Genomic DNA, 13,839 nt, shown 5'->3' with positions numbered 1-13,839 from the left:
TCGGCCAAGCCATCAACCCTTTGCGCTGACCGCGCTGGCGCTGGCGGTTGCCATGCAGTGTGCGCACGCGCAGGACAGCGGCACGGCGCAGCCGGGCACGGCGGCGGAAGTACAGCTGCCGACCGTGAGCGTGCGCGCCGACAGCGTGGAGAACTACGGGCCGGCGAACAAGAAGTCGGTGTCCGCGACCAAGTCCGATGTGCCGATCGCGGACACGCCCCAGTCGATCAGCGTCATCACCGCCGACCAGATGCGCGCCCAGGGCGCGCAGCGGGTCGAGGAGGCGCTGCGCTACAGCGCCGGCGTGCGCACCGAGCCCATCGTCGATACCCGGCGCAGCTTCTACATGATCCGCGGCTTCACCGTGTCGCAGAACAGCCAGTATTGGGACGGCCTGAAGCTGCCGGCCTCCGGCGGCTACGGCGGCTGGGAACTCGATCCGTACAGCCTCGAACGCGTCGACGTGGTGCGCGGTCCGTCGTCGGTGCTGTACGGGCAGACCTCGCCCGGCGGCCTGATCAACCAGATCAGCAAGCGGCCGCAGGCGGAAACCGCCAACGAGATCAACCTCAGCTTCGGCAACTATGATCGCAAGGAGGTCTCGGGCGACTTCACCGGCGCGCTCGACAAGGACGGCAAGGTGCTGTACCGCCTGACCGCGCTGGCGCGCGACAGCGGCACGCAGACCGACATGGCCGGCGACGACCGCTTGTTCATCTCGCCGCAGATCACGTGGCGGCCCACCGATGCCACCAGCTTCACGGCCTACGCGCAGATCTACCACGACAACGCCGGCAACAGCGCCAACTTCTTGCCGGCGCTGGGCACGGTCACGCCGCTGGCCAACGGCTCGAAGATCCCGACCGACCTGTTCACCGGCGAGCCCGGCTTCGACCGCTTCAAGCGCGAGCAGTACCTGGCCGGCTACGAGTTCTCGCACCGCCTGAACGATACCGTGACGCTGCGCCAGAACCTGCGCTACGGCCACATGTACGTCAGCTACGAGAACATCGGCGGCAACGGCGGGCTGGTGGCGAATCCGCCCAACGGCCCCTACCTGCTGCGGCGCATCGGCTTGCGCTCGAACGAGTCGTTCGACCTGTTCACGGTCGACAACCAGGCGCAGATCAAGGTGAAGCATGGCATCTTCGACCATACCATCCTGACCGGCATCGACTACTCGCGCTCGACCTTCAACCGCCTGCGCGGCCTGACCGGCAACACGCCGGCCGCGCAGCCGCCGCTGAATATCTTCAACCCGGTCTACGGCAATTTTGTCGCGCCGAACTACCAGACCGACGAAGACACCACGCGCAGCCAGATCGGCTTCTACCTGCAGGACATGGTGCGGATCTCCGACCGCTTCATGCTGCAGCTGGCCGGTCGCTATGACAAGGCCAAGGTCAGCACCGATACGCGCGCCCTGGCGACCAACGCGGTCACCCGCACCGGCAGCGACGACGGCAAGTTCACCGGCCGCGCCGGCCTGCTGTGGGAAGGTCCGTACGGCCTGTCGCCCTACGTCAGCTATTCGACCTCGTTCGAGCCGGCCACGGCGGTGGCGTTGTTCGGCGGCGGCACGCCGCAGCCCACCACCGGCAAGCAGTACGAGGCTGGCCTGAAGTGGCAGCCCAAGGGCAGCCGCAGCTTTGCGCAGCTGGCGCTGTTCGACCTGACCCAGGCCAACGTGCTGACCACGTCGCCGGTCAACGGCTTCGCGTCGCAGCTGGGTGAAGTGCGCTCGCGCGGCGTGGAGCTGGAAGGCACGTGGTCGGTCACGCCGAACTTCAACATCCTGGCGTCGTACACGTACACCGACGCCGAGGTCACGAAGGCGGGCCCGAACGCGCCCAACGCCGGCAAAACGCCGCAATATGTGCCGCGCCACATGGCCTCGCTGTGGGCAGACTATCGACTGTCCAGCGGCTTCCTCGCCGGGGTCTGGCTGGGCGGCGGCGTGCGCTACGTCAGCAAGACCTACGACCAGACCAACGTGACCGAGGTGCCGGGCTTCACGCTGGTCGACCTGGCCGCGAGCTATTCGTTTGCCCGCCACTACACGCTGCGGCTGAACGTCAACAACCTGTTCGACAAGACCTACGTCGCCGCGTGTGACAGCGCCACCAACTGCTACTACGGGCGCCGCCGCACCATCATCGGCACGGTAACGTACCGCTGGTAAGCCAGGCATGGCCTGGCACGCCAATACCTGGCGCCAGGCACGGCCCCGCACCCGCAACCCGGGTGCGGGGCCGCGGCCTTGCAGGAGTCTCATCACATGAAAGCCCCCACGCTACGCTTCTGGTACGCGATCCACCGCTGGACCAGCCTGCTTTGCACCCTGAACCTGCTGGTGCTGTGCCTCACCGGCCTGCTGCTGATCTTCCACGAAGACATCGACGCGCTCGCCGGCCAGGAACACCACGGCCTGGTGTCGGCCGAACGCACCCTGCCCGTGCCGGCGCAGCGCCCGCCGCTGCAGGGCATGGTCGACGCGGCGCGCGCCGCCCATGCGGGCCAGGCGCCCAAGTCGATTGCCTTTGCCGAGGATGACGCCGATGCCGTCGGCGTGCGCGTCGGCCCGCCCGGCGAGCCCAAGCTGCGCCACGGCACCACGATGCAGTTCGATGCCGCCACCGGCGCGCCGCGCAAGCCCGGCCCGGTCGGCGAGACCGTCAGCGGCTTTATCCTCAAGCTGCACCTGAACCTGTTCCTGGGACTGCCCGGGCAGTTCTTCATCGGCTTTATCGGCGTACTGTTCGCACTCAGCCTGATCAGCGGCCTGGTGCTCTACGGTCCCTTCATGCGCAAGCTGGCTTTCGGGCTGGTGCGTTTCGGCAAGCCGGTGCGCGTGGTGCAGGCGGACCTGCACAACCTGTTCGGCATCGTGGTGATGGTGTGGGCGCTGGTGGTGGGGCTGACCGGCACCTTCCTGTCGTTTTCGCCGCTGATCATCGGGCTGTGGCAGAAGACCGAGCTGCAGCACCTGATCGCCACCCTGCCCGGCCCCACGCCGCCGCAACTGGTGCCGGTCGACCGCGCGCTGGAAGCGGCCCACCAGGCCGTGCCGGGCAAGGATCCGGCCTTCGTGTTCTACCCCGGCACCGAGTTCTCCACCGGCCGCCACTACGGCGTGGTGCTGCGCGGCCATACCGAGCTGCAGAAGCGCGTCTATGCGATCGTGCTGGTCGATGCCGGCGACGGCAGCGTGGCCGCGGTGCGCGGCATGCCGTGGTACCTGCAGGTGCTGCTGCTCTCCGCCCCCTTCCACTTTGGCGACTACGCCGGCAGGCCGCTGCAGATCCTGTGGGCGCTGCTGACCGTGATCACGGCGGGAGCCACCGTGACCGGACTGATCTTCTGGCTCAAGCGGCCGCGCCGCAGCCGCGAGGACGCGCGCGCACCGCTGCCGCCGCAACTGTCGGGAGACCAGGCATGAAGCTGATCGACGCTACCTGGCCGATGCCGGTGCTGCTGGGCGCGCTGTCGCTGGGCGGCCTGGCGGCCGGCATTTTCGGCGACGGCGCGTGGGATGCGCTGTGCTGGGTCGGGCTGGGCGTGCCGGTGGCGGTTACGGCTGGCTGGCTGTGGGGGCAGTGGCGGCAGCGGCGCGCGCGGGAGCAGTCTGCGCGCCGCTGAGACGCGCGCGTGCCCGCGCATCCGCCATCAGCGGGCATGTGCCGCAATACCCTTCGCCAGGCAGGCGGTGGTTCAGGCAGCAGATGCGGCGGACCGCCGCCACGCCGGGCAGCCCGGGCTCCGCGCCTGGACGGAAGGCGCCGTGGAAGGGGTTGCCGAAGCCGTCGGCGGATGCGGCATTGCTGCTCCAGGCCAGCACTTCCGCGCGCTGTGCCGCGGCAAGCGTGGGATGTGCGGCCAGTTGCCGCGCGACGCCGGCGGCAGCGACGCCACCGGTGCACCAGAGCAGCCGCGGTGATACGCGCGCGGCAGATGCGAATGCCGCCACCACCTGCGGCAAGTGTCGCGCGAGCAGCGGCGACAGCAAGCGCGGCAGCGTCGCTGTGGCCGGCGTCCCGTCGTCGGCTAGCCCTAGCCGCGCGAGACGGCCATCCGGCGCGCCTTCCCATTCGAGCGCCGGATCATCGAACGGCAGGCTGCGCCGATGCAGCGTCGCCGCCACCAGCGCACCCGGCAGCACCGCCAGCGTGTAGTCACGGAACCATGCCGCCGCCAGCGCGCGGCGGTCGTCGCAGTTCAGCGCCTGCGCCAGCTTGACGAGGCACGCATCCGCCCAGCTGCGGTCCAGCGCCGCGGTGCCGAGCGGGTGTTGGGCTGACTGTGCGGCAATGGCCAGGCGCTCGCCGAACGGGCGCAGCGGGCCGGTGAAGAATGGCGCAAGCAAGGGGATCATCGGGGTTCTGGTGCGCGCGGCCCCGCGCCATATGCGGGGGTGCCTTACGGATGACGAATGCGGCGGCAGGGAAATTACTGGCGCCGGTGCGGCTTGGGGTTATTGCGGTCGGTTTTGTTTGGTTGTCGTGCTTGGCGGGCGTGGCTGTTTCGCCGGCGTAGCCGGCGACCTACTTCTTGGCCGAGCCCCAAGAAGTAGGCAAGAAACGCGTCGCCTGTGCGGCTGGCAATCAATTCCGCGGCGTGGGTGGTTCGGGCGGTGGTGATTTCCGTTTGGCGTGGGTGCCCGTTCGAACCTGCTAACGCTATGTGAGTCAGGGGCGGTGCCTTCGATCACCCACTTTTGAACGATCCCAACAGGGTGTAGGCAGCCTGCTGCTGGCGCTATCGGTAGGACGCCTTCGGCTGCGCTGCGCGCGCTCCCTATCTCAGGTCTATTGCTCGGGCACGGAGTGCGTCGCTGCGCTCGCACGCGTTGTCGCTGGAGAGCCCAAAGGACTTTTCCCTTCCGCTTGTTTGCTCCCCTCTCCCGCGCGCTGTATGGACCGGGGACATGGGTAACACATGTGCCGGGACATGGGTAACAGTCCAGTCTCCAGTTTAATAGACCTGCTGTAGGTCTATTGTGGCCACCTTTTGATGGCAGAAGTAGACGTCAAAGGTGCCGTCCAGGTCCACGCGAGGGCGCAATGCTACGGGCGTTCCGATCAAGGCTCGTCCGACCCGGAACGTCTTTCCCCGGAAGCAGATGCGCCCACCGTCGCCTACCTTTCGCACGATGTCATCGCTGTCGTACTCGATAGGCGGGAGTTCGCGCGGCATCGCCCGTGGACTAGGCGCATAGCGGCTTGCGGGTGTCTCCATATCCAGCGCGTGGTGTGGGCGCTTGAAGTTGTACACGTGGCGCCAATGGCTGAAGTGATGCTGCGCATCATCCAGATCCCGGAAGCGCTGGTTGGCCAGCAGCTCTGCCTGCATGGTTCGATGGAAGCGCTCGTCCTTGCCGTTGGTCTGAGGATGGCCAGGTCGGCTATGACTGAGCCGCACGCCCAGGCGAATCAGCCAGGCGCCCAGCGTGGTTAACGCACGAGGCACTGGAGAACCCCAGGGCGGGCCGTTGTCTGCATTGATCCGCTCGGGCAGCCCATAGCGCGCAAAAGCCTTCGCTAACGCTTCTTGTACGGATTCAAACTGTTCGTTGCCCAAGGCCCTGAGCAGCACATTGAACCGGGAGTGATCGTCCAAGACCGTGAGCGGGTGGCACCTCTGCGTGTCGGTCGCGAAGTGACCTTTGAAGTCAATTTGCCATAGTGCATTGGGCCGGTCGTGCTCGAAGCGCTGCCATGCTGTCGCGGCCGCGCTGGCGGCCGGATCGATCAAGCCATGGCGGCGCAGCACCCAATTGACTGTACTCGGGGCGATCTGGAGGCGGTGGTCGCGCTCCAGCACGTGTGCGATCTTGCGGGCGCCCCAGGCCGAATGTTCGGCTCGAATCGCTAGCACGCGCTCTTCGACGGCAGCTGGAGTTCGACCGGGAGAGCTATGTGGACGCCGAGTTCGGTCGTCCAGATCCTCTCGATTCAACCACTTGTAACCGGTCTTGCGACTGATGCAGAAGCGGCGGCAAAGCTCCGCAATGTTGGCGTCCGCCTGGCGTGCCAGGCGGACGAACTCTTCTCTTTGCTGCTTCACGGTGGTTTGGCTCCAGGGCAACGTTATCCTCCCGCTGACTAAGCGGGAAAAGTGTTACCCATGTCCTGGCACACCTGTTACCTATGTCCCCGGTCTATACAGCGCGCGGGAGAGGGGCGGGGGTGAGGGCCGGCGCCTCAACGAAGTCAAACACCTCAATCCGCGCGCACTCGTCCCCCGGAATTCGGCGACGAACCTAATTTTCCCTCGCCGCCACCCGTCATCCGCTCAGTAACGACCCTCCGCCTCTGAGCCCGCATGACGCTATTCGCCTCCCTGCCGCGCACGCTGCGCCTTACCATCGTCCTGGCCGCCGCGGCCAGCCTGGCCGCGGGCCTGTGCGCGGTCGGCATGGTGGCGCTGATCAACCGCGTGCTGGCCACGCAGGGCGCCGAAGCGCCGCAGTTGGCGCTGCCGTTCGCGGCGCTGGCGATTGCGGTGCTGGCGTGCCGCACGCTGGCGTCTACGCTGTTCGTGCGCGTTAGCCAGAGCGCGCTGGCGCGCATCCGCGCGCAGATCTGCGAGCGCTTTATCGGCGCGCCCTATCCGCATATCGAGCAGACCGGCAATGCGCGCGTGCAGGCCGCGCTGGCGGACGACAGCACCCATTTCGCCAACGGCCTGTCGGTGATTCCCGTGGTGCTGACCAACGCCATGGTGGTGTTGGGGTGCCTGGGCTACCTGGCATGGCTGTCGTTGCCGACCTTTGCCATCGCTTGCGCGATCCTGGGCGTGGGTTCGTGGATCTATCACCTGAACCACCGCCGCGCGCTGGTGCACCTGAAGCAGGCGGGCGTCGCCCAGGACGCGCTGCACGGCCAGTTCAAGGCGCTGGTGGCCGGCGCGCGCGAGCTCAAGCTCAACCATGACAAGCAGCGCAGCTTCCTGCGCGACAGCCTCGGCACCACGCTCGAAGCGGTGCGCGCCGCGCGCACGCGCGGCCTGTCGATCTTCTTTGTGGCGCTGGGGTTCGGCAGCTTCCTGTTCTTCGCGGTCATCGGCGGCGTGCTGTTCGCGCCGCGCGCGACGCCGCTCGATCCGGCGGTGATGACGGGCTTCACCATCATGTTCCTGTACATCATGTCGCCGCTGGAATCGCTGCTGAACGCGCTGCCGGCGCTGAGCATGGGCCGCGTCGCCTACGCGCGCATCGACGCGCTCGGCGCCGATGCCGATCCCGAGGCCCCGCCGGGCGCGGCGCCTGCCGCGCCGTTCTCGTCGGTTGCGCTCGACGGCGCCAGCCACCGCTATTTCCACGAGGGCGAGAACAGTTTCTTCGCGCTCGGGCCGGTCGACCTGGTGCTGCGTGCCGGCGAGATCGTGTTCCTGGTGGGCGGCAACGGCAGCGGCAAGACCACGCTGGCCAAGCTGGTCGCGGGGCTGTACCCGCCGCTGTCGGGCCGCCTGCTCCATAACGGCAAGGCCGCGGACCCGGCGCGCCTGGCCGACTACCGGGCGCTGTTCTCGGCGGTGTTCTCGGACTTCCACCTGTTCGACACGCTGCTGGCGCACGACCCGCAGGACGAAGCGCTGGCCAATCGGCTGATCGAGCGCTTCCAGCTCGGCCACAAGGTCGGCGTGCGCGCGGGCCGCTTCACCACGCAGGCGCTGTCGCAGGGCCAGCGCAAGCGGCTGGCGCTGATCGTCGCCTGCCTGGAGCGCCGGCCGGTGCTGATCCTCGACGAATGGGCCGCCGACCAGGACCCGCTGTTCAAGGACATCTTCTATCGCGAGGTGCTGCCGGAACTGCGCGCGCAGGGCAAGGCGGTGCTGGTGATCTCGCACGACGACCGCTACTTCGGCCTGGCCGACCGCGTGGTCCGGATCGAGAACGGGCAGATTGCCGGCGACGCCGCGCCGCCCGCCGCCACGCGGGTGCCGGAAGCCTCCGCCGCCTGACCCCTTCTTCCCCATCCGCATCGATCATGGCACTGCATCCCGATCTCGAAGCGCTGCTCGACATGGTGGCAATCGCCACCGCGACCGGCAAGCGCCCGGTCATCCACCAGCTCACGCCGGCGCAGGCGCGGCGCGAATTCGACGCGGCCTCGACCGCGCTGGACCTGGAGCCCGAGCCGCTGGCGCGGGTCGAGGCGTTGCTGGTCCCGACCCGCGATGGCCAGCAACTGGATGCCCGCCTCTATGCGCCGCGCGCACACGGCGACGGGCCGGCGCTGCCGGTGCTGCTGCATTTCCACAGCGGCGGCTTTACCGTGGGCAGCCTGGATTCGCATGCCGCGCTGTGCAGCGCGCTGGCGTCGCGCACGCCGTGCGCGGTGCTGTCGGTGGCGTACCGGCTCGCACCGGAACACCGCTTCCCGACCGCGGTCCACGATGCCATCGACGCGCTGGCGTGGCTGGGCGCGCACGCCGCCACGCTGGGGCTGGACCCGCAGCGCATTGCCGTGGGTGGCGACAGCGCCGGCGGCACGCTCGGCGCGGTGCTGGCGCTGGCCGCGCGCGACGACCCCGCGCTGCCGCAGCCCTGCCTGCAGGTGCTGTGCTACGCGGGACTGGGCGGGCGCACCGACACCGAGTCGCACCGGCGCTACGGCCAGGGCTACCTGCTGGATACGGAGACCATCGAGTGGTTCTACCGCCAGTACCTGCGCGACGCCGGCGACCGTGGCGACTGGCGCTTCGCGCCGCTGCTGGCGCCCCATCATCGCGGCGTGGCGCCGGCGCTGCTGGTGCTGGCCGAGTGCGATCCGCTGCGCGACGAGGGCCATGCCTATGCGAGCAAGCTGGCCGATGCCGGGGTGCCGGTGACGGTGCGCGAGTATGCGGGCATGGTCCACGAGTTCCTGCGCATGGGCAATATCGTTGCCGATGCCGGTCAGGCGCATCAGGACATCGCCGAGGCGCTGGCGCAGGCGTTTGCCTGCGTGCCGGGCCGCGTGCAGCCGCTCGCGGCGAACCTAAATACGACGGCCGCTGCCTCGTCTCGATAGCAAGACGGGCAGCGCCTGGCGCGTGTCCGCAACCATCGCCTCGCCTGCACAGGACTTCGATGCCGACCACGCTCTCATCCTTCCCTCGCCACCTTTCCTTCGCCGCCCATCCCGCGCTGCGCTGCGAAAGCCGCTTCGACGGCGCGACGCTTACCGTCACGCAAGCCGCCGCCGCGCCGGTGCGCTTTGCGCTCGACGGCGACGGGCTGCGGCTGCTCGATACCGAGGCCGATGCCGCCGCGCTGGCGCATGCCGCGATGGCGGCGCTGGACGCCGCGTTCGCGCACGGCGCGCCGCGCACGCTGCGCGTGCAGCTCGAGTCGCGCGACGCCGAACAACGGCTGCATGCGCTCGGCGTGCTGGTGCGCGATGCGTCCGGCGCGCGCGGCAGCGTGGCCCATGCCGAACTGCTGTGGCAACGCCCCGAGCTTTACCTTGCACCTTCGGCCGGACCGTATCCGCTGCGCTATGCGCTGACCGACGGCAAGCGCCATCCGCAGCGCGCGCCCAAGCCGCACGGCGTGGTCTACGCGCGCCATATTCCGTGGCTGGACCGGACCCTGACGCTGCGCGCCGCCGCGCTCGAGCGCGACCTGCCCCTGCTGCACCGCTGGATGAACGACCCCGACGTGGCGTATTTCTGGAACGAGGAAGGCGACGAGGCGAAACACCGCGCCTACCTGCAGGGGCTGCTCGACGACCCGCACATGCTGCCGCTGATCGCCGCCTTCGACGACGTGCCGTTCGGCTACTTCGAGGTCTATTGGGCCAAGGAGAACCGCATCGCGCCGTTCTACGACGCGCACGACCACGACCGTGGCTGGCATGTGCTGATCGGCGATCCGGCGTTCCGCGGCAAGGCTTTCCTGACCGCCTGGTTCCCCGCGATCCAGCACTACCAGTTCCTCGACGACCCGCGCACCCAGCGCATCGTGGGCGAGCCGCGCGCCGACCATGTGCGCCAGATCGCCAACCTCGACAAGGCTGGTTTTTCCAAGGTCAAGGAGTTCGACTTCCCGCACAAGCGCGCCATGCTGGTGATGCTGCTGCGCGAGCGCTTCTTTGGCGAACACCTGCTGTTCCCCTCTCTGGCTACCCCTTCGACTGCTCAGCAAGGACCGAACCCATGACGCTACGCGAGATTTCCCCGGCTGCCCACGACCTGGTCGGCATCGGCTTCGGGCCGTCCAACCTGGCCCTGGCGATCGCGCTGCAGGAGCAGGCCACGGCCGGCCGCCCGCTCGACGCCCACTTCATCGAGAAGCAACAGGACTACCAGTGGCACGGCAATACCCTGGTGGCGCAGAGCGAGATGCAGATCTCGTTCCTGAAGGACCTGGTGTCGATGCGCAACCCGACCAGTCCGTACAGCTTTATCAACTACCTGCACCGCCACGGGCGCCTGGTCGATTTCATCAACCTGCGCACGTTCTACCCCAGCCGCATGGAGTACAACGACTACCTGCGCTGGGCCGCCAGCCACTTTGCCGCGCAATGCAGCCACGGCGAGGAAGTGGCACGGATCGAGCCGGAAGCCCAGGGCGGGCGCATCGGGCGCGTGCGGGTGGTGTCGGTCGATGCGCAGGGCCGCGAGCGCACGCGGCTGGCGCGCGCCATCGTGCTGTCGACCGGCGGCACGCCGCGCATTCCGGAAGCGTTTGCCGGCCTGCGCGGCGATCCGCGCCTGACCCACCACAGCGGCTACCTCAGCTGGATCGGCACGCAGCCCTGCGCCAGCGGCAAACCCATGCGCATCGCCGTGATCGGCGCCGGCCAGAGTGCCGCCGAGGCCTTTATCGACCTGCACGACAACTATCCCTCGGTGAAGGTGGACTGGATCATTCGCGGCGCGGCGCTGAAGCCGGCCGACGACAGCCCCTTCGTCAACGAGATCTTCGCGCCGGCCTATACCGATGTGGTGTTCGAGCAGGCGCAGGCAGGCCGCGACCGGCTGATCGACGAATACCTGAACACCAACTACTCGGTCATCGACGCCAACCTGATCGACCAGATCTACGCCATGCTGTACCGGCAGAAGGTGAGCGGGCAGTTCCGCGTCAACCTGCTGACCTGCAAGGCGGTGCAGGTCGCGCAAGGCAGCGCCGGCGGCATCGAGCTGGCCATCGCCGCCACCGCGCCGGGAGCGCCGGCCGATACCGACACGCGCCGCTACGATGCGGTGGTGCTGGCCACCGGCTACGAGCGCGAAAGCCATCGCCGGCTGCTGGCGCCGCTGGCGCGCTACCTGGGCGACTTCAGCGTGGACCGCAACTATCGCGTGCAGGCCGCGCCGGAGCTGGCGGTGCCGGTCTATCTGCAGGGCTTCTGCCAGAGCAGCCACGGCCTCAGCGACACGCTGCTGTCGGTGCTGCCCGCGCGCGCCGAGGAAATCGCCAGCGACATCCACGACGCGCTCGCCGGCGAGCGCTGGATGGCGCAGCCGGCTCAGGCCGGCGGCACCCAGGCGATCGCCGCCGCGTAACCGTCCGGCGCGGCAAGCCGGTACAACCGCATCCGTGCCAGCGCCGCGGCATGCGCGGCGAGTTGGCCGGCGAGTTGGCCCGATTCAGGCACCACGGCGAGGCGGCCCATGCCGCCCCGCCCGTCCGCCACCACCGACACATGCTGCAGGTGGTCGGCAATCCCCAGGCCCAGCGCCTTCAGCAGCGCTTCCTTGGCCGTCCATCGCAGGAAGAACGCGCGCGGCCAGGCGTCGGCCGGCACCAGCGCCAGCCAGGCGCGCTCGCGCGGCGTCAGGCAATGCGCGGCCAGCTCGCGCAGCGCCGGCGCACCCAGCGCCGGGTCGATCCGCTCGATATCGACGCCGACATCCCCGCCGGCTTCCGCCAGCGCGATCCACGCGTAGTCTCCCGCATGCGCGACGTTGAACGCCGGTGCCAGCGTGCCTTCGACATAAGGCTTGCCATGGCTGCCGGTGCGGAAACGCAGCGTGGACGGCGCGCACTCCAGCCGCTGCGCCAGCACGGTACGCAAGGCCACGCGCGCGCCGGTGAAGCGCCGGCGATCCGCTGGCTGGCGCAGCGTGGCGCAATGCGCCTGCTCGCTGTCGCACAGGCAGCGGGCCGCTGCAATCGCCGCCGCATGCGCAGGGTCGTTCAGGTCCACCTGCCACAGCGACAACTGCGGCAGCGGCGACGCGAGACGGAGCGGAAAGGCGGCATGGGGAGGGTTTCGACGGTCCATCCGAATCCTGACGAAGGGCAGCGACAGAAACTTAGGGGCGCTTCGAAGAACCAGGAAACGGCCTAGCGCCAACCGCGCCCGTCCCTAGACGAAGCACCCGCTGGGAAATTTTAATTTCTCCCATATGCCGAAACGGCACCATAAATTTCAATTCCGTAACATCAGCGTTACCTTTTACTTTATTGCGAATCATTCGCATTCGTATTAACGTACGACTCCGCACTGCAGCAATCCCAGGAGCCGCCCCCATGCTTTCGCTGACCGAACCAGGCCTACGTGCCGCTCCCCGCCTGGCAGGCGATTCCCTGCTCGGACTATTCGTAGCCAACCGGCGCGCGCTGGTCGGTGCCGCGGCGCGCATCGTGGGCACCCGCGACCAGGCCGAAGATGTGGTCCAAGACGCGTTCCTGCGCCTGCGCGGCATGGCCGACGAGCCGTCGATCCGCTGCCGGCTCAGCTACCTGTTCCAGGTGGTGCGCAACCTCGCCATCGACACCTACCGCCGCCAGACGCTCGAGCAGAAATGGATGGCGCCCGAAGACGAAGGCATCAACGCGCCGTCGCCGACCACCACGCCCGACATCATCGCCATGGATCGCCAGGCGCTGTGCGCGCTGGCCGGCGCGCTGGCGGAACTGCCCGAGCGCACCCAGCGCGCGTTCGAGATGTGCCGGCTGCAGGGCATGACGCAGAAGGAGATCGCGTCGGAGCTGGGGGTCTCGCCGACGCTCGTGAATTTCATGGTGCGCGACGCCTGCATCCATTGCCGCGCCAGGCTGACACGGCAACAGGCGATCTGAACGCGCCGAGCCGGTCGTGGCGCTACGCCGCTGCCGCGAACCGCTCCGCCAGGAACGCCGCGCATGCCGCCCACGAACGCCGGTCGGCCGCGGCATCATAGACGATGCCGCGCTCCGGGAAGTTGGCGCCCTCGAACGTAAACGCATGCCGCGCATGGCCATAGGCGTGCAGCTGCCAGTCGGCGCCGGCCTGCGTCAGCTCCGTGGCGATGGCGAGCACGTCCGCGGGCGGCGCCACGGGATCTTCCCAGCCGTGCAGCAGCAGCACGCTGGCGTCGATGGGGCCCTGCGCGCCGATGCGCGGCGGCTGCAGCACGCCATGGAAGCTGACCGCGGCCACCAGGCCGGGCGCGGCGGCGCGCGCCAGGTCCAGCGCACACAGGCCGCCAAAGCAGTAGCCCACCGCGGCCATCCGCCGCGGGTCCACGCCCGGCAAGCGCGTGGCCGCGGCAAACCCCGCCAGCAGCCGCTGCCGCAGCAGGCGGCGGTCGGCCAGCAGCGGGTCCATCAGGTGCGCGTTGTCGCCCTGCTCGTCGCCGCGCACGCCCTTGCCGTACACGTCGACGGCAAAGCAGGGATAGCCCAGTGCCGCGAAGCGATCGGCGCAGCGGCGCATCGCCGCGTTCAGGCCGCTCCACTCATGGGCCAGCACCACGCACGGCGTGCGTGACGCGGCCATCGCGGCCGGCCTGGCGAGGTAGCCCTCGAAGACCGTGGTGCCATCCGTATAGGTGATAAAGCCGCGCTCCGGCGGCAGGTCTGCAGCGTTCATGGTTCCCTCCGTTCAGGCCGCCAGCATGCGGCCGCGCGGGAACGTTGTC

General features: G+C 68.7%; 12 protein-coding genes. 8 read left to right on the top strand and 4 right to left on the bottom strand.

Going from position 1 to position 13,839, the window contains the following annotated elements; all coding sequences use genetic code 11:
* Positions 1-52 precede the first annotated feature (52 nt).
* The 3 genes from A2G96_RS26050 (at position 53) to A2G96_RS26040 (ending at position 3,639) form a co-directional block, all read left to right on the top strand.
* Entirely contained in the window at positions 53-2,182 is a 2,130-nt protein-coding gene (locus A2G96_RS26050) for a TonB-dependent siderophore receptor (RefSeq protein WP_231909749.1), read from the top strand.
* Between the two features lie 96 nt (positions 2,183-2,278).
* Positions 2,279-3,439 (top strand): PepSY-associated TM helix domain-containing protein, encoded by a 1,161-nt coding sequence (locus A2G96_RS26045; protein WP_062803079.1) that lies wholly within the window; start codon positions 2,279-2,281, stop codon positions 3,437-3,439.
* Positions 3,436-3,639, top strand: coding sequence for a hypothetical protein (locus A2G96_RS26040; protein WP_062803078.1), 204 nt, complete (start codon positions 3,436-3,438; stop codon positions 3,637-3,639). The genes A2G96_RS26045 and A2G96_RS26040 overlap by 4 nt, the downstream gene beginning before the upstream one ends.
* Here A2G96_RS26040 and fhuF read toward each other — a convergent pair.
* Together fhuF and A2G96_RS26030 are read right to left on the bottom strand one after the other, a co-directional pair.
* Complete coding sequence (fhuF, locus tag A2G96_RS26035; RefSeq protein ID WP_062803077.1) at positions 3,572-4,372, bottom strand: siderophore-iron reductase FhuF; 801 nt, start codon at positions 4,370-4,372, stop codon at positions 3,572-3,574. The two genes, A2G96_RS26040 and fhuF, sit on opposite strands and share 68 nt — an antisense overlap.
* A gap of 599 nt (positions 4,373-4,971) precedes the next feature.
* The gene (locus A2G96_RS26030) at positions 4,972-6,084 is read right to left on the bottom strand and encodes an IS481 family transposase (RefSeq protein ID WP_062798133.1); all 1,113 of its coding nucleotides are present in this window, start codon (positions 6,082-6,084) and stop codon (positions 4,972-4,974) included.
* Positions 6,085-6,321: 237 nt separating this feature from the next.
* On the opposite strand from A2G96_RS26030, the gene A2G96_RS26025 reads away from it, so the two are divergent.
* The 4 genes from A2G96_RS26025 to A2G96_RS26010 are packed head-to-tail and all read left to right on the top strand — an operon-like array spanning position 6,322 to position 11,496.
* Positions 6,322-7,962, top strand: a complete 1,641-nt coding sequence (locus A2G96_RS26025; RefSeq protein WP_062803076.1) for a cyclic peptide export ABC transporter — start codon at positions 6,322-6,324, stop codon at positions 7,960-7,962.
* A gap of 26 nt (positions 7,963-7,988) precedes the next feature.
* Entirely contained in the window at positions 7,989-9,014 is a 1,026-nt protein-coding gene (locus A2G96_RS26020) for an alpha/beta hydrolase (protein ID WP_062803075.1), read from the top strand.
* A gap of 59 nt (positions 9,015-9,073) precedes the next feature.
* Entirely contained in the window at positions 9,074-10,144 is a 1,071-nt protein-coding gene (locus A2G96_RS26015) for a GNAT family N-acetyltransferase (RefSeq protein ID WP_062803074.1), read from the top strand.
* Entirely contained in the window at positions 10,141-11,496 is a 1,356-nt protein-coding gene (locus A2G96_RS26010) for a lysine N(6)-hydroxylase/L-ornithine N(5)-oxygenase family protein (RefSeq protein ID WP_062803073.1), read from the top strand. The genes A2G96_RS26015 and A2G96_RS26010 overlap by 4 nt, the downstream gene beginning before the upstream one ends.
* Here the strand turns inward: A2G96_RS26010 and A2G96_RS26005 are convergent.
* The gene (locus tag A2G96_RS26005; RefSeq protein ID WP_062803072.1) at positions 11,460-12,218 is read right to left on the bottom strand and encodes a 4'-phosphopantetheinyl transferase family protein; all 759 of its coding nucleotides are present in this window, start codon (positions 12,216-12,218) and stop codon (positions 11,460-11,462) included. The genes A2G96_RS26010 and A2G96_RS26005 overlap by 37 nt on opposite strands.
* 248 nt (positions 12,219-12,466) lie before the next feature.
* Here A2G96_RS26005 and A2G96_RS26000 point away from each other — a divergent pair, with 248 nt between their 5' ends.
* A complete protein-coding gene (locus tag A2G96_RS26000) occupies positions 12,467-13,018 on the top strand; it encodes an RNA polymerase factor sigma-70 (protein ID WP_062803071.1) in 552 nt (183 codons plus the stop codon).
* A gap of 22 nt (positions 13,019-13,040) precedes the next feature.
* Here A2G96_RS26000 and A2G96_RS25995 read toward each other — a convergent pair whose 3' ends face one another.
* Positions 13,041-13,790 (bottom strand): dienelactone hydrolase family protein, encoded by a 750-nt coding sequence (locus A2G96_RS25995; RefSeq protein WP_062803070.1) that lies wholly within the window; start codon positions 13,788-13,790, stop codon positions 13,041-13,043.
* Positions 13,791-13,839: the final 49 nt, after the last annotated feature.

It is taken from the genome of Cupriavidus nantongensis, assembly GCF_001598055.1.
Taxonomy (GTDB): domain Bacteria; phylum Pseudomonadota; class Gammaproteobacteria; order Burkholderiales; family Burkholderiaceae; genus Cupriavidus; species Cupriavidus nantongensis.
This window is presented reverse-complemented; position numbering and strand designations above follow the sequence as displayed.